Origin of the sequence: Enterococcus sp. AZ078 (assembly GCF_051714985.1) — a bacterium.
Lineage (GTDB): Bacteria > Bacillota > Bacilli > Lactobacillales > Enterococcaceae > Enterococcus_B > Enterococcus_B hirae.
This window is the reverse complement of the sequence record NZ_JBIOSW010000001.1, coordinates 2,870,005-2,894,100: the sequence shown is the minus strand read 5'-3', so window position 1 is coordinate 2,894,100 and position 24,096 is coordinate 2,870,005. Positions and strand designations below refer to the sequence as shown.

Annotated in this window: 15 protein-coding genes; 12 read left to right on the top strand and 3 right to left on the bottom strand. The window is 36.2% G+C overall.

What is annotated here, in order from left to right; all coding sequences use genetic code 11:
* Positions 1 to 206 precede the first annotated feature (206 nt).
* From IGJ18_RS13425 to IGJ18_RS13375, 11 genes are all read left to right on the top strand, one after another.
* Positions 207 to 1,628, top strand: coding sequence for a helix-turn-helix domain-containing protein (locus IGJ18_RS13425; RefSeq protein WP_438843439.1), 1,422 nt, complete (start codon positions 207 to 209; stop codon positions 1,626 to 1,628).
* 122 nt (positions 1,629 to 1,750) lie between these two features.
* Complete coding sequence (locus tag IGJ18_RS13420; RefSeq protein WP_438843438.1) at positions 1,751 to 2,254, top strand: hypothetical protein; 504 nt, start codon at positions 1,751 to 1,753, stop codon at positions 2,252 to 2,254.
* Between the two features lie 64 nt (positions 2,255 to 2,318).
* Entirely contained in the window at positions 2,319 to 7,277 is a 4,959-nt protein-coding gene (locus tag IGJ18_RS13415; RefSeq protein ID WP_438843437.1) for a hypothetical protein, read from the top strand.
* A gap of 46 nt (positions 7,278 to 7,323) precedes the next feature.
* Positions 7,324 to 9,069 (top strand): VirD4-like conjugal transfer protein, CD1115 family, encoded by a 1,746-nt coding sequence (locus IGJ18_RS13410; RefSeq protein ID WP_438843436.1) that lies wholly within the window; start codon positions 7,324 to 7,326, stop codon positions 9,067 to 9,069.
* Positions 9,070 to 9,542: 473 nt separating this feature from the next.
* Positions 9,543 to 9,773: a hypothetical protein gene (locus IGJ18_RS13405; protein WP_010720705.1), complete on the top strand. Its 231-nt coding sequence runs from the start codon at positions 9,543 to 9,545 to the stop codon at positions 9,771 to 9,773.
* A 24-nt stretch (positions 9,774 to 9,797) separates the two neighbouring features.
* Positions 9,798 to 10,622, top strand: coding sequence for a hypothetical protein (locus IGJ18_RS13400; protein ID WP_010737215.1), 825 nt, complete (start codon positions 9,798 to 9,800; stop codon positions 10,620 to 10,622).
* A gap of 11 nt (positions 10,623 to 10,633) precedes the next feature.
* The gene (locus IGJ18_RS13395) at positions 10,634 to 10,996 is read left to right on the top strand and encodes a PrgI family protein (RefSeq protein ID WP_010737216.1); all 363 of its coding nucleotides are present in this window, start codon (positions 10,634 to 10,636) and stop codon (positions 10,994 to 10,996) included.
* Entirely contained in the window at positions 10,993 to 13,329 is a 2,337-nt protein-coding gene (locus tag IGJ18_RS13390) for a VirB4-like conjugal transfer ATPase, CD1110 family (protein WP_010737217.1), read from the top strand. The genes IGJ18_RS13395 and IGJ18_RS13390 overlap by 4 nt, the downstream gene beginning before the upstream one ends.
* A 32-nt stretch (positions 13,330 to 13,361) precedes the next feature.
* Positions 13,362 to 16,415, top strand: a complete 3,054-nt coding sequence (locus IGJ18_RS13385; protein ID WP_240190389.1) for a lysozyme family protein — start codon at positions 13,362 to 13,364, stop codon at positions 16,413 to 16,415.
* A gap of 102 nt (positions 16,416 to 16,517) precedes the next feature.
* Entirely contained in the window at positions 16,518 to 17,402 is an 885-nt protein-coding gene (locus IGJ18_RS13380) for a hypothetical protein (protein ID WP_010737219.1), read from the top strand.
* A gap of 33 nt (positions 17,403 to 17,435) precedes the next feature.
* Positions 17,436 to 18,488: a hypothetical protein gene (locus tag IGJ18_RS13375; RefSeq protein ID WP_438843435.1), complete on the top strand. Its 1,053-nt coding sequence runs from the start codon at positions 17,436 to 17,438 to the stop codon at positions 18,486 to 18,488.
* 98 nt (positions 18,489 to 18,586) lie between these two features.
* Here the strand turns inward: IGJ18_RS13375 and menA are convergent, their stop codons facing one another.
* The 3 genes from menA to pplA all read right to left on the bottom strand — a co-directional run bounded on the left by menA (position 18,587) and on the right by pplA (position 21,758).
* Positions 18,587 to 19,540: a 1,4-dihydroxy-2-naphthoate polyprenyltransferase gene (gene menA, locus IGJ18_RS13370; RefSeq protein WP_010720697.1), complete on the bottom strand. Its 954-nt coding sequence runs from the start codon at positions 19,538 to 19,540 to the stop codon at positions 18,587 to 18,589.
* A gap of 12 nt (positions 19,541 to 19,552) precedes the next feature.
* Positions 19,553 to 20,653 (bottom strand): FAD:protein FMN transferase, encoded by a 1,101-nt coding sequence (locus IGJ18_RS13365; protein WP_010720696.1) that lies wholly within the window; start codon positions 20,651 to 20,653, stop codon positions 19,553 to 19,555.
* A 175-nt stretch (positions 20,654 to 20,828) separates the two neighbouring features.
* Positions 20,829 to 21,758, bottom strand: a complete 930-nt coding sequence (pplA, locus tag IGJ18_RS13360) for an extracellular electron transfer flavoprotein PplA (protein ID WP_010720695.1) — start codon at positions 21,756 to 21,758, stop codon at positions 20,829 to 20,831.
* A 300-nt stretch (positions 21,759 to 22,058) separates the two neighbouring features.
* On the opposite strand from pplA, the gene IGJ18_RS13355 reads away from it, so the two are divergent.
* Positions 22,059 to 23,996 carry an NAD(P)/FAD-dependent oxidoreductase gene (locus IGJ18_RS13355; RefSeq protein WP_438843434.1) on the top strand — a complete coding sequence of 646 codons (1,938 nt, stop codon included), beginning with the start codon at positions 22,059 to 22,061 and terminating at the stop codon, positions 23,994 to 23,996.
* Positions 23,997 to 24,096 lie beyond the last annotated feature (100 nt).

Sequence of the window (24,096 nt, the reverse complement as noted above, 5' to 3'; positions counted from 1 at the left end):
GGTTATTATTGTATTTAGTTATTGTTATTTAAAAAATGAAATAAATATATTCTATATGTGTGGATTTTTAAATTTTATATTTTAACACAATTCAAATATTTTTGAGAACTTAAATTTCTAAAACTAGAAAACAACATACGGGAAATTAAAGGAATTGACTGTACGATACTCTTACATGATGTTTAATAGAAGGGAGTTTTGTACTTATGGGGTTACTTGAAAAGCAATTAGAAAGACAAGTTACCTTACTTTATTTGTTAAATACTAGGTCTTCCAATCTTAACAAACTAGCAAGGAAGCTGACAATTACCGATAAAACACTAATTGCTGATATTGAACACTTCAATGATTCCTATTTTCCTGTTCATATTGAGGTAAATAATCACAAAGAAGTGAGTTTGACGATACCGAACAATGTCAATTTAGATGATATTTTTGTAAAAATACTGAATAATTCAATTAATGTCAAAATACTAAAATACATAGTCATATACGAACCAACACTAACTGAAATTTCTCAATCTTTATTTTTGAGTAAAACAAGTATTCGCAGGATTGTGTCAAAAATAAACAATTATTTTTATACAGAGACCATAAATATTCAGATCGATTTACAAGCAAAATTAATGGTAGTTGGCAATGAAACGGAAATTAGACGTTTATTTGCATGTATGTTTAAAGAGATGTATCGAATACAAGAGTTTGCTTATTTTGATTCTATCTATCAATTAATACGTAGGTGTCTTAAAGCACAAAATAAAACGGCTAGTGCTCCTAAAATTATTTATTCGGTGTATTACATTTTTCTTTCGATCATTCGTATAGGTCATAAACACTTTATACCGGAAGATGAGTTGGAGAATAAAGAAATGGTTGTCACTGAACTTTTAACAGTAATTCAAAAAGATACGGTCTTTACAACGTTGATGAGTCAAAAATATAAGTTTAATGTAACTAGAAATAATGTAGCGAATGTCTTAAGTTCCTATTTCGGTTTGCTCTTTACAACAGATACTAATCGCCAGACAATCATGCCTAAGAAAATTGAAAATTTTCTTACTCATTTTTATTATTTACTTAATATTGAAGGATCGGTCAGTAAAAGAACCATCGACTACTTATCTGACTTTATCAATTTTTATAAAGAATTAATGATCTTTAAAGTCAGTTATGCGGATATATTTTATCAAAAAGTAATGCAAAACAATCCTAAGATTTGGCAAGCGTATCATCATTCGCTAGAAGTTGCAGAACTGAGCTTTATTGAAAAAAGTGAATTATTACATAAAGACTTATTTTTGGAATTACTTATTTCTTCCAATCAATTAGTACATATGATCGAACCACAAGTGAAAGAAAAGTCGATTCTGGTTTTAAGTACACAGGAAATTGGTGTCGCTTTACTTTATAAAAATATTATTTTAAACAAGTATCCTTTTTTTAAGCAGATTGATATTTATGAACAAGATATCTTTTCAATTGATTACCAGGTGTTGAATCAATATGACTTGATACTAACAGATCTCTCCCTGAATTTTGAACGAATCAATGCGGATATTTTAAAAATTTCAAAAGTGCCAACGCCAATTTTTTGGTCGAATTTTGAGGCGTGTTTATATTCTTCCTAAGGACAACTTTTACGAGTGCCATCTTTTTTTATTTTTTGGAAAAAATAGGATGGAGCCAGCTAGAAAGTCAGGTATGATTAAAATAAACAAAAAAATAAAAAAATTTAAAGGAGGAAAAAGTGATGGATTCTGAAGATCGTAGTATGTTGTTTCTTTTATGTTGTCTATTTGGGGGCTTGGGATTTTTGACTGTGAAATTATTAAAATGGACTTGGGAAATCTCAAAGGTTATTTGGGAAGTAGCGAAGTGGACTGGAGCTAAGCTTTGGAACGGAGCAAAATGGACTGGGGTTAAACTTCGAGAAGGATATAAAGTTCTTAAGAACAAATGGGATGAACGGCAAGCAAGAAAGGCATTGGCCAAAGAAAAACAAGACCTAAGCCAAGAAACAGATAAGGTCCCATTACTTAAAGATGAACAAGTTCCAGAATTACAACCAATTTGGGTAGTAGCGCAACAACAAAATCCTGAGAGAGTACCAGTACCAATTAAACAAGTAGATGACAAAAAGAGTATGAAAGATGTCACTACGGGAGCAGTAAGAACCAGTATAAATACTAAAAATAGTCTAACAAGTGGTTTCCAAATAAACAACGGTCGTAGTGAAATTGCACATCAGATTTAATAAATTGCGCTATTATGCAATTAGAATAGATCTAGTAGAATGATCCAAGAAGGATGGAGGAGGAATGAACTACTTGGTAAGAAAGAATATATTGGAGAACGAAACCGGTGAATGGCAAAATAAATCTAATTTAAAGTCAGAGTTTATCAAAGAAGCATCGTCGTTTTCTGTCAAAAAAGAAAATGTCTTTACTCTTTGTGAAAAGTCAATCCAAGAGAATCATGGAGAAAAGACTGCACTTTTAAAAGTGCAAGATATGTTAGATGACTTTAAATTTGAAGTACTTCGACGGATGGCTGGGGATCGTAAAGTGTTTGAATTACAAAGTGAAAAAACTGAGTATGAAGCAAGAATCGAACACGCCGAGGGAAAAATCAGCGGGGAGCAACTTCAACAAAAAATTAATGTATTAGAAAAGGAACAAGAAACGAAGATCGTAAAGCATGAAAGGGATAAGGCCACAATAGAAGAATTAGAAACAAAGGACGTTTTTTTATCTAATAATAGTCATGAAAGTAATGATTATCTTGGAGCCATCGCAAAAGATGAAAAAACGAAGTACTTTGAGAATAAAGATCTGGCCGAAATATTAGCTAGTGAGATCAGTCAATCGAAACAAAAACTTACTGGGCTTAAGCAGCACAAACGAAACGAAGTAGCAGATTGTAACAAAAAATTAAATGAATTAAATAATGTTAGTCAGAAAAATCAAAAAATGATGCAAGAGATGTCAAATACGCCAAATACGCTAAATACGCCAAATGCGCTAGATAAGGTTAGAGGCCAAACAATAACAGATGCTGTGATTGTTGATAAAATTAAGAAGCTTGTTAAAGAATTCATGAGAACTGAGAATTTTGAAATAATAAAAACGGATACTTTGGAAGAGATGTATGCAAAAGCTACTGCAGTTGATATTACGAGGGAGGAAGTAGAAAACAGAAAGGACAAGGCGAAAAAAGTTCTCGTAGAGACAGGCACTATAAGGAGGAAAAAAAGACAGGATAGGGGGAGTGTATTAGAACAAAATCAAGACCAAATGAATGTATCAGAAAGGGTTGCAGCGTTTGAAAAGAATGGAGAGTCAAAACCCGACCAAACAGTATCAGTAAAAACACCTAATAAAAATGGAAGTAATCTATCAAAAGGAAACAAGCAGCAAACGAATAATTCTTTCAATCGATCAGAAGACGATTTACGAGAACAAGTAAAACCTGAACCTGAACCTAAATCTATCAATCGCCTAAGTAATAGTAATCTATCAAAAGAGAACGAGCAGCAAACGAATCATTCTCTCGATGAATCAGAAGTTGGTTTGCGAAAGCAAGCTAAGCCTGAAATTCAAGCTACTAATAGTCTCCCAAATGGTGCATCAGAAAAGGATTCGGCAAATGCTAGACCTGTCAGTGGCGATGTGCGAGGGCTAATCGATAAATTTAATAGCGAAAAAAAAGACTCTCACGAGCTTCAGAAAGGTCCTAGAATAAAATTCAATCAAGGACTTAGCCAACAAGACCAACAAGAAGTGTCTAAACCAAACGGAAATAAGCAGCAAACGAATAATTCTTTCAATCGATCAGAAGACGATTTGCGAAAGCAAGCTAAGCCTGAAATTCAAGCTACTAATAGTCTCGCAAATAGTGTATCAGAAAAGGATTCGGCAAATAATAGACCTGTCAGTGGCGATGTGCAAAGTATAATCAATCAATTTAATAGCAACAAAGAAACCTCTCCCGAGCTCCAGAAAGGTCCTAGAATAACATTCGCTCAAGGACATAGCCAACAAGAAGTGTCTAAACCAAACGGAAATAAGCAGCAAACGAATAATTCTTTCAATCGATCAGAAGACGATTTGCGAGATCAAGTAAAACCTGAACCTGAATCTATCAATCGCCTAAGTAATAGTAATCTATCAAAAGAGAATGAGCAACAAACGAATCATTCTCTCGATGAATCAGAAGTCGTTTTGCGAAAACAAGCTAAGCCTGAAATTCAAGCTACTAATAGTCTCCCAAATGGTGCATCAGAAAAGGATTCGGCAAATGCTAGACCTGTCAGTGGCGATGTGCGAGGGCTAATCGATAAATTTAATAGCGAAAAAAAAGACTCTCACGAGCTTCAGAAAGGTCCTAGAATAAAATTCAATCAAGGACTTAGCCAACAAGACCAACAAGAAGTGTCTAAACCAAACGGAAATAAGCAGCAAACGAATCATTCTCTCGATGAACCAGAAGTCGTTTTGCGAGATCAAGCAAAACCTGAAACTAAATCTAAATCTATCAATCGCCTAAGTAATGTATCAGAAATAGTTTCGACGTTTGAAAAGAATGGAGAGTCAAAACCCGACCAAACAGTATCAGTAAAAACACCTAATAAAAATGGAAGTAATCTACCACAAGGAAACAAGCAGCAAACGAATAATTCTTTCAATCGATCAGAAGACGATTTGCGAAAGCAAGCTAAGCCTGAAATTCAAGCTACTAATAGTCTTGCAAATAGTGTATCAGAAAAGGATTCGGCAAATGATAGACCTGGCCCTGGCCCTGGCCATGTGAAAAATCTAATCCATAAATTTAATAATATAGAAGAAAAAGACTCCCTCGTGCTCCGGAAAGGTCCTAAAGCAAATTTTATTCATGGACTTAGCCAACAAGAGGAGCGTAGACCAAATAGAATAGCAAGATCTAGATCAGTTAGTCACACATTACATGAAGTACATAGAGAACAAACAGATAAAGGTCGCCGAAATAGTGCACCAGAACTCACTACGCCATCTGAATCTCCATTACGTTCAGAAGATCGAGAAACATCTTCACCCATGTATGATGACAGTCTTCATGAACGGCATTTAAAATTATCAGATTTTGAGTTAGATCCAGAGAAAAAACCATTTGATGATACACAATTTGACAAACTTCAAAGGTTTGAAAATGATATTCCATTGCGTTACATTGGAAAGTTACGGAATTTAACCAATTCAGAACGTGTACTATCATCATTATCTACAACTCAAGATTTAAAGACTCATGACAAGTTAGTTCGTAGAAATTCGGCTCCCGGAGTAATGACGGAACAGGCTATACCAAGTCACAGTTTTGACCAATTTGACCGAATTCTTATACCAAGAGTTAAATTGCGTTATGTTAATGGTAAAGTTAGTTTATCAAAGGAAATTACAAATCAAACTGCTGAACTCAATAAATTTCCAGAATTAAGCAGTTTTACAAACCAAGTTTTAACACCAGGAGATTCCTTAGACCAACCGTCTACACCCAATAGCGATTCAGAAATAAATAATCTTACAAATCAAGTTCCACTACCAAAGGATTCTTCAGATTTACGTTCAGTATCAGAAGGTGACATGAACCAAACTTCTATGCCGGAAAACGTCAACAGTACATTAGATGAAACAGATAGTGTGAAAAAATCAGTTTCGGTTGAGGATCTAAAGTTAGCATACGTAGAAAGATTACGATCTCAGGTCGCGTTTGTCGAACAAAAGATAAAGCACGATGAAGAATTAAAAAAATATGGACCGTACAATAATTTTTTCCTTGATCAATCGAAGAAGTCTAAAGCAGCAAGATCTAAGATAGAAATCGATCTTACTAAAAATAAAACACTATGTGAAGGTTTAAAGACAATTCTTGGCGATGAAAAAAAATTAGCTGAATTTTTAGAAGAGATACAGCCAAAGGATCCTCAGGTGCTAGCTAAGGAACTCGAAAATGTTAAGCAAGATACGGCAGAATTGAAAGGAAAAGCCGAAGAGTTAAAAGAAATTACTTATAAAGATCTTAAAAAGAAATGGTATCAGGTGCTGACCCGCCCTTCATTTTATTTGTTTTTAGCAAGACAAGTACTGTGGGTTGCACCGATGGCGTTTTTTAGTGCGATGGCTGGCGCTCTTCCGCTAATGCCTACTGGCACACAAATATTACACGGATCCGCTGTAGTCAACTGGTTAAGAGGCGTGATTATTGGTAGTTATGTCGGTCAACGTTTAGTAAATGCCGTACCTAAAATCATTCCACGTACTTCCAAGAGAGTCCAGCGATTTGCTAAGGAAAGATTTCCTAAGACAGTGGCAGCGCTAGAAAAAGGATCAAAAACAATTGCTAGACCTTTTAAATCCATCGGAAAATCTGTGCGCTCGACAGCTAGAACAATTGGTCGACCTTTAAAACCAGTCGGTAAAGTAGTGGCTAGACCATATAAATTTGGTAAGGAAAAATTAAGTAATCTTAACGCTAAAACCTTTGTTCCAATCGGAAAGAAAATAAAAGAAACATTCGATATTGCCCATTCTGAAAAGCGTTCATCAGAAGAAAACCAAAATCTGAAAAAAGGGTTGGATGCTAACGGACAGCGGTTGCCGTTTGCTACTCGAGTAAAAAATGCGGCATTGATGACGACAACCAATTTCGCCAAACGTTTATGGAGAAATAAAGTGAAAACGTTAATTGGAGTCGCCCTATTTGTTGGGTTAGCTACTTTCGGCTTACCTTTACTGTTAACCGCAGCTCTTCCAGCGATTTCTGGTACACTTATTGCTTCAGTAGCAGCTATAGCAGTTCCTGCCCTTTTTACGTTGCTAGGTGTGTGGGTTGCTGATAAATACTTATTGAAACCCCTGCAAAATCGATTAGCTAATCGAGAAAATGCGAAGCGTGAACAGTTATTTACCGAACGCTCAGCTAAAGTGCAAGAACTAGGACAGCACCACTCTCTTACCCCTGATTTTAATACGCGAGTAGCACGAGTGGCTCAGATAGACAATGAAAAGCAAACAGCTGAAAAACAGAAAACGCAGACGAGCCAAAAAACGAAAGAACAAGAATTAAATCGGACGAGTATATCTTCCATTTCTACTTTGAATAAACAGACAGAAACTGACAAAGTAAGATTAAGGGATTCTGTTAGTAGAGTGCTGAATAATCCAACTAATGCAAAACAATCTAGTGGACGAGCATCAGTGAGCAGTAAAAATGATCACCAGCGCTCGGAGGGCTACGGACGTTAGTGATAATATCACATAAACGCTATATTCAAATTAAGTAACGAAAGGGATGAACAACCACTTGAAAAAGTCTCAATATGTTTTATGGGTAGTCCACGTAGTTGTGGTGAGTACATTAATGTATATAGGGAATCGTACATTTTTTTTATTTACGATTGATCAAAATACAACCGTAACATTTGTGGAAAAAATAGCTAGATCTTTTCTTCACGCAGTTGATGAAATAGCTAGTTTTTCCTTCCAATTCTCATTTAACGTAAAGTCATTACTGGGAGGGCTCGCTTTTGTTCTTTCTTATGGATTACTAGTATTATACAAAACGTTTGATGAAAAAAAAGTACGCCCAAATGAAGAATATGGAAGTGCAAAATGGGGGAAATTTCGAGATATCAAACCATTTTTGGCGAAGAAAAAGAGTTTTAATATCATATTGACTAAAACAGAGAGTTTATCCCTGTCAGGACGAATGAAAATTACTGGTAAAGATAATTTTAACCGTAACAAAAATGTCGTTGTGGTTGGAGGAGCCGGTAGTGGTAAGACGCGATTTTATGTAAAACCGAATCTGATGCAAATGCATTCTTCCTATGTAGTCAGTGATTCCAAAGGATTGTTATTGATGGAAACAGGAAAAATGTTTGAGGAAGCGGGTTACAATATCAAAGTCTTTGATTTGATCAATCGGCGTGACACCCATCACTACAATCCATTTAAATACATAAGAACGGAAGACGATATTCTAAAAATCGTAAATAATTTGATTAAAAACACTTCAAACCCTGATAAAAAAGGTAGCGATGATTTCTGGGAAAAGGCAGAGACTGCTTTATTAATGGCGATTTTTAGCTATTTGATCCAAGAAGTCGTTGAAGAAGATCGCACATTAGGAAATGTGATTGAATTGGTACGTCTAGCAGATATTGACGAAAATGTTCCTGGATTCGTCAGTCCTTTAGACGTGCTGTTCAATGAGTTAGAAGAGAAAGATCCAACAAACTTCGCGGTTGCGCAATATAAAATTTTCAAACTATCAGGGGATAAGACGACCAAGAGTATTTTAGTTAGTTTAGGGGTAAGATTGTCTCCGTTTGATATTCCTAGTATCAAAGACTTGGTCTCTAAAGATACATTAGAATTGGACACCATTGGGGATCGGAAAACGATTTTGTACATCTTACTGCCAGATACAGATACCAGTTTTAACTTCTTAGCCAGTATGATGTACCAACAGCTCTTTGATATGCTGGTCTACAAAGCAGATAATATTTATAAAGGACGCTTACCATGTCATGTTCGCTGTATTCTAGATGAATTTGCCAATATTGGTCAAATTCCGGATTTTGAGAAAGTTATTTCGGTTATTCGAAGTCGAGAAATCTCAACAAATGTGATCTTACAAAATATTAGTCAGTTAAAAACGTTGTATAAAGACACTTGGGAAACCATTATTGGTACGAGTGACGTCTTTTTATATTTAGGTGGGATGGAACAAAGTACGCATGAATATATTTCTAAACTTTTAGGTAAAGAAACGATCGAACAAAGAAATATCAGTGTCACTAAAGGCTCAAATGGATCATTCAATGAAAGTTTCCAAAAGTTGGGGCGTAATTTGATGGACCCCGATGAAGTAGCCAGTTTGAAAGGGCAACAATGTATTTTAAAAATACGTGGAGCAAATCCTTTCCTGTCTGAAAAATATGACATTGTCAAACATAAAAACTATAAAAAATTAGGGGATGTGACAGACTCATATATGTATGAACGTAATCTCTCTACACCTTCCACTACGTAACATACATATGTAATTATCAGGAATTTAATCCTTGTCAATGATGCTGAGTGAAACTAGTAGAAGATGATATAAGGACTGTCTGGCACTCGGAAATCATGGGAAATCCAAAATTGACTTCTTGTTATTTTGAGCATTTTTGATTTTTCGACTTATTTTCAGGAATCAATTCTTAAGCGCTGTGCATTTATTTGAAAAAAATGGATAGATGTTCCAAGTTTTGTAGATGAATCAATCTATTGTGTCCAAAATAACGAATTTTAAAATTTTTTAGAGTAACTATTCTTCTCAGCTAGTCTGCTTTTTGATAAGGACCTCTTACATATATTGACTAAATTAGTCAATTATAAAATTTGAGAGAGGGAGTTTCTAAAATTTCTCAACTTAGAAATAACTGGCAAACATCGGTTGAAAAATTACCATATACTAAAAGTAGTAACAAATAATAAATAACTCAAAAAAGGGGAAATGTTTAAATGAAAGATGCAGCTTTATTAGAAAAAGTTTTTAGTTTAGTATCAAACTTCACTTTAGTAGGTGGAGGTCTTTGGCTAATTTGGGGAACGGTCATTTTAGCTGGTGCATTAAAAGATAAAAATGGTCCGCAATTACAGCAAGGAATTTGGCAAATTGTCGGTGGTGGATTGATTTTAGTTGCTGCAGGCTGGTTCGCAACTCAATTTGATTTCTCTTCACTTTTACAATAATACACTGAAAGCAGGATTTAATTTATGACATCAGCGATAATGTGGCTCTTTAATCAAATCATGTTTTATTTGAATGGAGATGATTTAAAATACACTCTGAGTAAGAATCTATCAGGATACATGTATGATGCATATAAATTAGTAGTAGATTTACAGGAACTAGTTGTTATTCCGCTTTCATTGTCTATTTTAGCCATCTTTATTCTTTTGGAATTTCAAAAAATTTCACTTAAGGTTGAGGGAGCTGGAGGAGCACCAATGCTTGGGTTTGAAATGATCATCAAATCATTTATTAAATTTGCGATTTGTTATGTGGTTATTTTAAAAATCCAAGTTTTGTTAGACGGAATCATAGTGATTACTTCTAATTTAACGTATAAAATTTTACAAGTAGGTGACGAAAAAACTGTAGCGAATGTAGCAGCAAGAGTAGAACAGGCGGTAAATGATCTAGATTTCTGGTCACAAATCGCTGTGCTATTAATTATGTTCATTCTATTTTTAGTGTCACTTGTTGTACGGACGTTGATTCAGGTAACGATTTATTTACGATTTATGGAGCTTTATATTTTTAGCGCGATGGCACCAATTCCGATGGGGGCTCTGCCAAGCCAAGAATTTTCTGCTATGACCAAAGGCTTCTTTAAAAATTTTGCCGCCACGGGGTTGCAGTCAACCTTTATCGCCCTGGTTTTAGTTACATATCCAATGCTATTCATGAGAATAATGGAAGACGTTGGCACCCATATGTTTGGGATTATTTTAGGATTAACGATCTATATGATTGGAATCTTACTAGCCATCAATAAAACTAAAGGATGGGCCAAAACACTAATATCTGCATCATAAGGAGGGGAGATATGGCAATAGAAGTAAAAGTTCCAAAAGATATCAAAGAATACAAAGAAAAAGTAATAGCAGGAATGAATCTAAAACAATTATTGTGTCTTTGTATTGCTGGCGGGGTAAATGTCGCGATCGCACTGATATTCATTGCATGGTTAAAAATGCCAATCGAAATCATCAGTTGGTTGATGATCATTGCCTCTATTCCAATCGTGTCTTTTGGATGGTTCAAACGAAATGGCTTATCATTTGAAGTTTATGTTAAGCAATTTTTTAAATACCATATTTCGACAGGAACTAGAAAAAAGAAACGAAAAAAGAATGATGGTCAGCAAGACATGTCAGAAAGTAAAGAATTAGGCGGACAAGAACGATGATGAAATTAAAGTCAAAAATAAAGAATAATCATAAAAATTTAAAGAAGACTTCTAAAAATATAAAGAAACAACAGAAAAAAAATCCACAAGATGTGGATTTTTTGCGCGATACTTTTTACTTTAAATCAATTTTTCCCAGCGGTGTTTGTCAACTGGATGATAATACGTACTCCATCACAGTCGAATTAGAAGATATCAACTATCAGCTTTCATCAGAAGAGAATCAGATTGAGATTTTCTCGCAATATTGTGATTTCCTTAATTCTTTAAGTAGTAAAACCCAGCTACAGTTAACTGTCTACAAAAAGAAACGACCGTTGAGTGAATTGCAATCAATTCTCTACTACCAAGAAAAGAATGATTTTTTAGACCCTTATCGCGTAGAAATGAATGATGTTATTTCCAGAAAACTGGATGAAGAAAAAAATGGCTATAAGAAACGGATTTTGTTTACCTTCATCCAGCAACATCAAACAGAAAAACTTGCTCATAAAGAGCTGGAAATGGTTGTAGATCGCTTTGCAATGTTTGCGAGTCGATTAGGTAGTAGGATCAACCGTCTTGAGAAAAAACAGATGTTGACAATTTTGTCTGATATTTTATTAACAAAAAGCGATAAGGAAGAACCAGAAATTGAGGATATCCTACCAGAAGTGATTGAACTGAAACAAAACAAAAACTACTTGAAAATGGATGATCATTATGCCAAAACCGTTTATTTGCAAGAATATCCATCGGAACTAGCAGATACTTTTATTTTTGAACTGTTAGAAATCCCTCAAGAGTTGGTGATTACATTACATATCAAGCCACTTGAGCAAGATGAAGCATTTGACTTAGTGAAGACCAAATTAGCTTTTATGGAACAACAAAAAGTGGATGAACAGAAAAAAGCCCTACAAAACGGCTACGATTTTGAAATGCTTTCCTATGATTTGACTTATTCGCTAACAGAAGCGAAAAATTTAGTTGATGATTTACAGAACAAGGGTCAGAAGCTTTATTCGATGACTGGAAGTATCCATTTCCATGCCCCAACAGTTGAAAAATTAACAGAAGTACATGACGAGGTATCTTCTATTGGTCGACAATTTGGATTTAAGATCATCGAGTTAGAATTTATGCAAGAGGCTGGGCTGAACGCAACCTTACCTTTAGGAAATAATATATTGCCATTGGATCGAACACTAACGACTGCCAGCACTGCGATATTTGTGCCGTTTACTATTTCAGATCTAATTCAAGAAAATGGGAAATATTATGGCGTAAATGCTATTTCAAAGAATATTTTATCTCTTGACCGGAAATTATTAAAAGCACCCAATGGATTTGTTCTAGGAACTCCTGGTTCTGGTAAAAGTTTCTCGGTGAAGCGTGAGATCGTAAATGTACTATTGCGTGATGCCGAAGATGAAGTCATCATTATTGATCCTGAACGTGAGTATTCCGTTATCGGTAAAAATTTCAATGGTGAGATTATCAAGATCGCTAGTGATTCCGCTACCACGATCAATCCAATGGATATCAACGAAAACTATGGAGATGACAGTGACCCGGTTGTTTTAAAGTCGGAGTTTTTGATTTCATTGTTCGACTTGATCATTGGCGGCGCATTGGGGCTAACCTCTACCCAGAAAACGTTGATCGACCGTGTATGTCGTCGAACGTATGAAACGGTTAGCGATCGGATGCCAACTTTTGTAGATTTCTACCACATCTTACAAGAGCAAGAGGAAGAAGAAGCGCACCAATTGAGGACGGACTTGGAAATTTATATCGAAGGAAGTTTGTCAGTATTCTCCTCTGAAACAAATGTCGATATTACCAAACGGCTCGTTGTTTATGATATCAAAGATTTAGGGAAACAGCTCAAAACAATGGGGATGTTGATCGTGTTGGACCAAGTCTGGAATCGGATCACTACCAACCGGGAAAGAGGCGTTCGGACCTGGTTGTATATCGACGAAATGCAATTACTGTTTACAAATGAGTATTCTGAAAATTATTTCTTTGAATTATGGAGTCGTGCCAGAAAGTGGGGGGCAATTCCAACTGGGATTACACAGAATGTGGAGACACTTTTACTTTCGGACCTTGCGCGGCGGATGCTTTCAAATAGTGATTTCGTCATGATGCTCAATCAAGCAAAATCTGACCGTTCACAATTAGTCCGGTTATTTGATATCTCAGAAGAACAAGAAAAATTTGTTGTGAATTCACCAGAAGGTTATGGACTGATGGTATTTGGCGATACAACTTTACCTTTTTATGATCATTTTCCGAAAGATACGCAGTTGTATAAGATGATGTCAACCAAACCTGGTGAAGACTAAAACGAAAATGGAATCAGAAAGGATACGTCACAGTGCCCGATTTGAATGAACCCAATAACGAACAGCAGGAATCACAAAATAGTATTATCAGCACAGGATTAGAAAAAACCAAAGGTCTCATCAAAGACCAAAAAAAAAGTTCAGAACTAACAAAAGCGATCCTTAAAAACAATCAGACAATTAAAGTAACGATAATCGTTCATAAAAATGATAAACTACCAATCATTAAAAAAAAATCTCGTTTAAAAAGAGTCATTAAACAAGGGAAACAAAAGATTAAACTGACTAAGAAACAAATTTCAAAAATAAAACGAGACGTTGAAGAATTTGGAAATAAAACCGTCGTATTAGCTAAAAATAGGTTCCGTAAAGTTTTAGGCCTAAAACGCAAAAATGATCAAAAAAAAGTGCGACAGGAATTACGTGCTGATTCAAAAAGTCAGAATAATATCCTGGGAACAAAACAGTCGACAGATCAACCAAAAGTGAATGTGCAAAAGAAACAGCTAAAAAAAGAACAGTTAAAAAAAGTAGCAGAAGAAACAAAAAAAGGCAATTTGGTTGCTCGTTCTTCTAAGGATAGTACCCCTTACAGCTACACTGCTTACAAAGATCAAAAAGGATTTGCACCTCAAGATTCAGTGAAATCCACCAAAAAAAAATGGTACAATATTTTTGGTAAGGGTAAAAACACGGAAGTTGTCTATGTAAATCCTACAAAAGGCGTTGGTAAAAAGGGTGGTTTCTTCAAGAATTTTCTAGGTAAAGCAAAATCAGCGCCAAAATTTTTAGATATGGCTCAAAAGCTGTCACCAAAAGGGCAAGCAAAAGAAGCGGCTATGAAAATGCTTGGTGGGCGAGATGAAAAGGGCGATCTAACGATTATCGGGATCCTCATTACGCTGATTTTTTTAGTGATTACAATCAAGGCGCTATTGATCATCGCGATAGTTATCGTTATACTGGCGATCATTCTCGTGGTAATCTCGGTTGTTTTAGCGATTTGGACTTTTATTGTCGCCTTGTTCACATTGAAAACAGAAGATATGGCGATCGCTGAAGCATTTGAGTATATTTCCTATTTGGATGCCTCTAAAAATAGAGATGTTTATAATCGTTACAATCAATTAGTTGAAGAACATGATGAAGTTTATTTTGAAGTGAATGGAATGGTTGCCGATCCGGAACAATTTTCGTTTGCTTCAAATGGGGATAACTATATCTATTACTTAAATGCCAAATATGAAAATTATAATATTAAAAATAGTGCGCTTCCTAATTATCTGAAACGACTAAAAGACCAAACATCCATGAGTCCTCCATTATATATGTCTTTTTATGCCCAGTTTAAAGATAAGTATTCGCCAATGGAGGAAGAGCCAGTTAAGATTGCAAAAGTAGAAGATGAACTTCGCGCAATCCATGATGGCACTTTTACATACAAAGTCGAATTTGAAGAAGAAAAAGATAAAGAAGAAAAAGATAAAGACAAAGAAGAAGAAGATAAAGAAGAAAAAGACAAAGACAGCGTCACGCTGAATGTCAAAGTACAAACGATTGCTGAATTTCTTGATTTAGATCCTCAAATCGAACTCTATTCAAACAATAAAGTGATAGGAACGATCTCAGCATTCTCACAAGATGAAATCGATAAATATTATCCTGTGTTAGAAATCGATCGTTTTCAGGATAAGATTTTTATGGATAATCCTTTAGGGAAAGTTTCGTATGCTTCTGTTATTGGTAATTATGGTTATCGCGGTCGGGACGATGCCAATATGAATGATGAAATAATCATTGATGCGAAACCACAAACGCCTGTCTATGCCACATCAAACGAGAAGGTAACAGAGATCAGTACGCGTACGGCTCGAGATCTAAATGGGAAAAAGCAAACGACAACAAGTATCAAAACGGAAACAGGGAAATACCAAGCTTATTATATTAATGTGACGCCGATCATACGTGAAGGAGCTTCTTTAGAAAGCGGAGATTTGATTGGTTACACAAGTGACAAATTTGACGGTAATTTATTGATGATCATGAAAGAAAAACGAATCTTCCTCTACCGCAATCCAGAAATCAATCCGACAATTTTTATTGAAAATTTGGTTTATGGAAATCGTACGAAATTAAGTCAGTATGATCGAGAACAATCGCAAGGTGAGCTTATTTATCCACCTGAAAAAGTGGTTCAATGGCGAGAAAAAGTAGTAACAGAAGCAAAAAAACAGAACATTGAATCATTTACCAATGTCATACTATCCATAATCTGGGTAGAAAGTGGTGGGGATGGTGAAACCGTTCCGGATATTATGGGAATTGCGAAAGCACAAAATTTGAATCAAACGATCAACCCAGAAAAGTCAATTGAATTAGGTGTAGCTTATTTTGCAAATTTAATAAGAAAAGCACAAATGTATCAATTAGGTAACTTAGCAGCGATCCAAGCTTACAATTATGGGGAAGACTATTTGGACGAGTTGATCCGTACAGATAGTAAATATACATTTGAGCATAGCAAAGCTTATGCGCAAGAAAGAAGTAATGGGGAAGTTGTTTCTTATAATAAGGGCGTGGCTTTAGATCTTGGCTATAACTGGCGTTACGCATTTGGTGATATGTTCTATGCACGCTTAATTTCTTACAACCTCTCAAACTCTACTGGCAAGTTGGTAGAGGTGGCAACTAAAGAAATCGGTACGTTAAATGGCAATAAATATTGGGAGTGGGCTGGCTATGAGAGCCGAATGGAATGGTCTGCGATCTTTGTTACTTGGGTAGCAGAACAAGCAGGATATCTCAGTCAAGGTCGTGTACCGAATACTGTAAGACCGTTAGATATGTTCAATTGGTACAAAAAGAATAATAAATTCAAAGCCACTGATATAGGCTATATCCCGCAACCAGGGGATTTGATTTTCTTTGATTGGAAAGGTAATAAAACGGGGAAAGACCAAGTGGGGATCGTCGAATTTACAGGTGGAAATACGATTCAAGTAATTGAAGGTAATTCAGAAAATATGGTTCGAAGAAGAACCTATACACTCGATCATTCAGCAATCTCTGGATATGGGGTGCCTTAATCTTTCGACTAGCTAGTTAATGATTCATTAGTCAATTCGTGAAAAGTAAAGGTGGTGAGTAATTCCTAAAAATAACGAAAATCTTTATTTTTAGGAAAAAATATGATCAAAAATTTTTTAGAAACCAAAACAGGTAGAAATTTTTTAATAGGGGTAACAGTTTTTTTCGTTGTGGTCTTGGGTTTGACAAGCTATTCATTGTTCTCAAACACAGCCAATCGGGAAGAGACGACTAAAAAAGGTCAGACAGAAGAAACAGCGGAAAGTAAGGAACGATTAGGAGAATACAGTGCCACTACTTATAGTGGTAAATGGTACTCCAATCGAAGTGACGAAATGGTACTAGAATTAAAAACCGACGGGACCTATCGTGCTTCTTCTTGGCTAGCAGCTGGTAAATATTACTTAGTCGATAACGGGTATTTAGTGCTAGAAGATAAAGAAGGAACCATGAAAAAACTCAAATTACAATCACGTATGGGAAGTACAATCTTTTATTTAAAAGAAGATAAAGAAGAAATCTACTTCTATCCAAATGAAGAAGTTAAAGTCAAAATGGAAGAAGAAATCACCGAACAAGCAGAAGCAGCACAACAAGTGATTTCACAAGCTTGGTTAGACGTCTTACAACAAGGCGCATGGGAAAATACGAATACCGATCGAACATTTACATTAGAATTTAAAGACGGTAAGTTAATCCAGAAAAAAATCGAAGAAGACAAAACGGTCAATGAGCTCACTTATGATTATCGTGTTGTCACCGTCAACCCAGATCAAGACGGTGCAGTATTTGTCATCACAAAAATCGACGATAACGGTAGAAAAGAAGAAGTTTCTTTCTCTATTGGAGAAAAAGGCTCAAAATATGCCCTAAGAGGTGACCCTGGTTCATTTAATTGGATTACGATATACGAGAAAGAATACGAAGCGGTATCTCCCACTCAAGATGGGACCACACGTGAAGAAGCAACGAAAAAGAATGTCTGATTCAGATGAAAAATAAGAAGGAGGTGAAAATATATGATGGAACCGGGAACGGAAAGAGAACTAGATTATACCGAAAGACTCTTTAAAAAGATGCCAGGATGGGCTGTTACTGCGACACTTTTTATTGGAAGAATGCTAATACGCGCAGGTCGAGCTGGGAAAAAATTATGGAATAAACGGAAAGAGAATCAACAACGAGCTTTTCTTACTCAACTATGTGAAGGAAAAAACGGTAGTGAAATAGAAAAAATAATAAAAGCAGATCCTAAACTAGCTAAATTAATCGAACCGAAAAAGAGAGGGTTGATTGGGCGAATAATTGATAAAGTGAGAGGTATTACGCCAGAAGCTAAGCAAGATAAATGGAAAGATAAACTACTTCAACAACCACTTCATAAATTTGATAAGAACCTATTAAAACCACTCATGAATGAGAATGAGGTCATTCGCGATAAAGTCCTAAGTGAGAACAGATTCTTGGGTTCGATTGATCCAAATGCAAGAAAAGTTTATCAAGCCACTCTAAAAGATACAACTAATCAGAGAGCTTTCGTTACGCAACTATGTGCAGGGAATCCAGCGGTAGTAGAGGCACTAAAAAACCAAAACTCTCCATTACTTAAATTAAACGGTCCGAAAAAAAGAGGCTGGGTTGGGCGAATGATTGATAAAGCGAGAGGTATTACGCCAGAAGCTAGGCAAAGAGAATTGCTCCAACGACCACTAAAAACATTTAATAAGTTAGCATTAGAAGACCTCATAACTAGAGATACTACTAAGGTAATTGAAGATCGAGTCAATAGTCATATCAAATTCAAGAGTTCGATTGATCCAGCTGCAAGAGTAGAGTATAAAACTAATTTAATAGATGCAAAGATACAGGCTCAAAATGCTAAAAAGGGAGTGAGCGCACTTGACGTCGGTAATACCATGTCTCGTAAAGGAGAACTAAGTAAGCTTACTGATCTTACGAAACATGCAATACCACAGGCTAAAATACTAACTGCACAAAACCAACGAATAAACGGCGGCAATACACTAACGAAAGGTTTACAGGGACAGCTTTTGCAAGCACCTGTAAGGTAAAAGATTAGCATTCTAAGATAACTTAAAATTAACCCATGAAGTCACAGCTTTTCATTGACTTCATGGGTCTTATTTTTATTTGAAAAATCAATGGATCTCTAAACATAAGACAACAGAATACTGCAAAGTAAGCCCAATGCATAACTACTGTTGAACAAGATCATATTTTTGATGGCATAGCTAAAACTGATGGGGTGAGGCAAGGATTGTTTGAATTGTTGCAAGTTACGATAGATCGTTGGTAATGTGAGAAAAGTCAACAAGATTGGCCACTGGTAGACATGGCTCAATAGTCCAATCAAGACGACCAGATAACAAGCATACATCAATAACTGGAACAACAATTGTCCAATGGGACGCCCAATATAAAAAACTAAAGTATAGCGATGATTTTCGATATCTCTTTCTAAGTCCCGTAGGTTATTAGCTAACATGATATTGGCAATCGTAAAAATCAAGGGGAGTGAAGCTAGGATGATCGTCAGGATACTCCAAATGTTTCCTTCTAAACGGAAGGTTCCTGTCTGAAAAGAAAGAATCAGATCAAATACTTTCGTACTGTAAGTATTGATGTAAATGACCATGGCAAAAATTCCCAACCCCATTGTTACACCGCTGAAAATTTCCCCTAAAGGCATTCGTGATAAGGGAATGGGCCCAAAGGTATAAAAAATGCCAATGAAGCAACAAGTAGCGCCCATCAATAATAATAAAATCCCAGTTCTGGCGGTTAGGATTACACCAATCAGTAAGACAAAGAAAATCATTCCTAGGATCATTTTTTGGATCAGTTTTGGTGAGATGCCAGTTCGTCCAATTACGTTTTCTTGGTATTTATAAGTTTTCGAATGGGCTTTTTGGTAGTCCATATAGTTGTTGATTGCTGTTGTTGCTAAATCAAAAACCAACATACCAATAAAAAACAACCCTGTATTAAGCCAATGTATTTCATGAAAAAAAGCGATAGAGAATAAAACCCCTATCGCAAAAGGAAATACACTAGCCACCTTTGTTCGTAGTTCTACTACTTCTAAAAAGATCTTTAGTGTCATAGTTCATACTCCTTATTTCAATTCAGAACGATCGCCCATCGTATATTTAGAATCTTTGTCCAAAACGAAAGTATCTTTGATCGGATCGGTCACGTATACTTTGTTTTCTTTGGTAACAAAAATGGCTTCCGTTCCATCATTCAGTTCACTTTCGACGTATTCCAATCCTTTTTTCACACCCATTGAAAAGACAGCTGTCGACAAGCCATCACCATCAATTGATTTATCTGTGATGATTGTAACACTAGCAATATCATTATCAAAAGGATAACCAGTATCTGGATCAAATAGATGATGATATTTTTTACCATCTACTTCTAAATAACGCTCATAGATGCCAGAAGTCACTAATGTTTTGTTCCGTTCTTTGATCGTCCCTAAAACAGAACCACGTGCTAGATTCGGATCTTGGATACCAACTGTCCAGTCTTGATCTTCACCACGTGGGCTATGACCTAAAACATAGACATTTCCACCTAAGTCAACGATAGCAGTCGTTACACCTTGCTGTTTTAACACTTTGACAACTTCATCTGTGATATAGCCTTTAGCAATGGCTCCAAGATCGATGATCATGCCTTTTTCTTTCAGATAAACAGTTTTGTCTTTATCGTTCAGCTCAATTTTATGGTAATCAACCAGCTTTAATGCTTGATCGATTTCTTCTTGGGCCGGTTTTCTCGCATCGTCAAACCCAATACGCCATAATTGAGTAATAGCACCGATTGCCATGTCAAAACCACCTTGTGAATCTTGACTATATTCATAAGCACGTTTTAGTAACGTGTAGATATCATCAGAAACCTTTACTGGCTTGATACCCGCTTGTTGATTCACTGCGTCGATTTCGGAACCCTCCTGATTGATCGTGATTTTATCACCTAGTTCTTTGACCCGAGCAAAGGCAGGTTTTAATGCTGCTTCTTTGCCTTCATCATAGATTCGAATCCGAACATAAGTCCCTAATAAGAACTGTTCATCAGAATAAGGTTCTTGTAAAATTTTGGTGGTCGTTTTGCTCTCAGAGGTCGTTTGTTTCGTCGCTGTGCTGCAAGCTGCTAACGTGAACAAACTTAAAAAGGCTACGAAAGAGAGTAATCGTTTCTTTAACATGTGTTTCCTCATTTCATTAGTGGAAGGGACGGTTGCTGAGAAATCAAAAAGTGTACTTTGAGAAATAAGCCGAAACATCACAAAAATTTTTCAAAGAAAAATTTTGGACATCTCGGCTTGGCTCTCAAAGAAACAACTTGTGCAATCGTCTCTTCCACGGATAATTATAGAAAATTTATTTTGTTACGATATTGTCAACTTGAATTGTTTGAGTGTCGCCTTTTTCAGCAGCATTCACTAATTGTTGTGCATACATTACAAATGAATGTGAGCTGTGAGTCGCACCAGTAACAACTTCAACATCTGCAGGTGAGCCATCTTCTTCGCCCATTGCTTTGACAAGTTCATCGTTCAATTCAGGGATGTATGTCTCTGGAGAAGTACCACTTTTTGCTTTCATATTTTTGTTGTAGTCAGCATCGTCTTGTTTTGAGTTGCCGTCTTTGTCGACATAGTCAAATTTAGATTCAGATACTTTACCATCAGCGACTGTCATTTCAAATTGGACACGGTAACCATTAGAATAGTTTTTCTCTTCTAATTTGTATGTGCCATCTTGAAGATCTGCACCGTTATTGATTTCAATTGTATCAGTATTACCAGCTTGAGCAGCTTGGATCAATTGTTGTGCATAGTTTTGGAAGCTTTCTGAAGAATGAGTTGCACCAGTAACAACTTCAACTCCACTTGCGCTTTGTGCTTCGACTAATTGTTCATTCAATTGTGGAATGAATTTTTCTGGGCTAGTACCAGCTTTTGCTTCCATGTTTTTGTTGTATTCTGTATCTTTGGTTTTAGACTCGCCATTTTCGTTGATGTTGTCATATTTAGATTCAGTGATTTTGCCATCTTTGACAACCATTTCGAAGACTGCACGATAACCGTTAGAGTAATTTTTTTCTTCTAATTTATAAGTACCATCTTGTAACTCGCCGCCAGCAACGATTTGTGCTGAGCTTTCAGTTGTTTTTGTTTCTGATGTCTTAGCAGTTGAAGCTTCTGTTGAGCTGTTAGAGCTTCCGTTATCATCCGCACCACAAGCACCTAACATTAAAGCTGAAAAAGCTAATACAGCAAATCCAGTAATAAAACGTTTTTTCTTCATTTTACTCCCACCGTTTCCTTTTTTAGTACACAATATTCTTTGTGATTCATTATACATTCTAATGAAAATCAGCCATAAGTCAACCGTTTTCGTCAAATAACTAGTGTAATCTTTAAACCGTTTTCTTTCTGTAAATTTCGTGAAAAAGAGCTTAACCACAAATTTTTAAAAATAATGAAAATGAGTTAGACAAAAGGGAATAACATCTATATAATGTATAAAGATTGTGTAATAGGTAGCAAACTAATACAAATGTTAATCATTTCAAATAAAGGATTACCAATAAGGAGCGGATGAACAATGACAAAGCAAAATATTGTCGTTGTGGGTGCAGGTTATGCCGGGGTATCAGCAACAAAATACTTGGCAAAAAAACTTAAAAAAGAAGATGTGACAATCACTTTGATTGATCGTCATTCGTACCACACGATGATGACAGAATTACACGAAGTTGCAGGTGGACGGGTTGAACCAGAAGCAATCCAATATGATCTACAGCACTTGTTTGCTCGACAAAAAAATGTTCAATTAGTGACAGATACGGTCACTGGTATCGATAAAGAACAAAAAGTTGTGAAAACAAAATTAGGCACTTACCCATTCGATCAGTTGATCTTGGGAATGGGGGGAGAACCAAATGACTTTGGGACTCCTGGAGTAAAAGAAAACGGCTTTACCTTATGGTCATTTGAAGATTCAGTTAAAATACGTGAACACATTGAACGTACCGTGGCAAAAGCAGCTTTAGAACCTAACGATGCGTTACGTAAAGCAATGCTGACGTTTGTGGTCTGTGGTTCAGGGTTCACCGGAATCGAAATGATTGGTGAATTGATTGATTGGAAAAACCGTTTGGCAAAAGACTACAAATTAGACCCAAATGAAATTACACTGATGGTTGTAGAAGCAATGCCGACGATTTTAAATATGCTGGATCGTAATGATGCAGCCAAAGCAGAGCGCTATTTAAAGAAACATAAAGTAGAACTACTATTGAATGCACCAATCGTGGAAGTAGCGAAAGACCATATCAAGTTAAAAGATGGTCGTCAGATTCCTACCCACACATTGATCTGGACAGCTGGTGTCAAAGGAACTTCTGATGCTGCTGATTTCGGCTTAGAGTCCGCTCGTGGTCAACGTTTGGTAGCGAATGAATATATGCAGGCAAAAGGATATGAAGATAAAAACATCTATATTATCGGAGACTTGGTTTTCTATGAAGAATTTCCTGGAACACCAACGCCACAAATCGTTCAAGCGGCTGAACAAACAGGTCATACAGCAGCAGCCAATATCGTAGCTGCCATCAAAGGCGGCGAAAAGCATAAGTTTAAAGGAAACTATCAAGGTTTCATGGTATCGATCGGTGCCAAATGGGGCGTTGCCAATTTATTTGATAAGATCCATTTAAGTGGTTTCTTAGCAATTGTGATGAAACACATCGTCAATTTGAAATATTTCTTTGATATTCGTTCTGGCTATTATATGTTCCAATACATGATGCACGAATTCTTCCATATCAAAGACGATCGTAATGTGACACGTGGCCATTCTTCCCGTTATGGAAATGTCTTATGGAGTGTGCCTTTACGAGTGTTCTATGGTCTGGTTTGGTTTATCGAAGCCTTCAAAAAAATTGTTGGTGATGGGCAAGTGTTGAAACCAGGTACTTGGTTTGGTGAAGGTTCATGGTTTACAGGTAACAGCGTGTTCCCTTGGACTTGGGAATACAATGTGACCGATGTAGCAAGTGGGGCTTCCGCTGCTGGCGATGCAACAACAGCAGCTACTGGTGCAGCAACAAGTGGTGCAGGAGAAGCAGCGACACAAGCTACTCACTTTGGTCTAAGTTATGCTTATGGTGAACAGCCAATGGCCGTGATTGAAAAATCACCAGACTGGTTCACAAAAATGATGCAAGTGATCATGCCAAACAATGATGTAGCAATGTTTTTCCAAAAATTCATGGTATTCTTTGAAATTGCTTTAGCACTCGCTTTGATTGCTGGTTTATTTACCTGGTTATGTAGTGCAACGACCATTGTTTTAGTGATTACTTTCTGTCTATCTGGAATGTTCTACTGGGTAAACATCTGGTTTATCTTTGTTGCTTTTGCATTGATGAACGGTTCAGGTCGTGCAATTGGTCTTGATCGCTGGGTGATTCCATGGTTACAAAAAACACTAGGCAATTGGTGGTATGGGAGACCTAAATCCCGATATGGATCAAAATAAAAAATTAGCCTAGAGCTTAAACTGAACAATTTGAGAATAATGGCTGATTGAAGAAAGTTCTGGGGAAACCTAGGACTTTCTTTTGTTTCATGCTAAAATT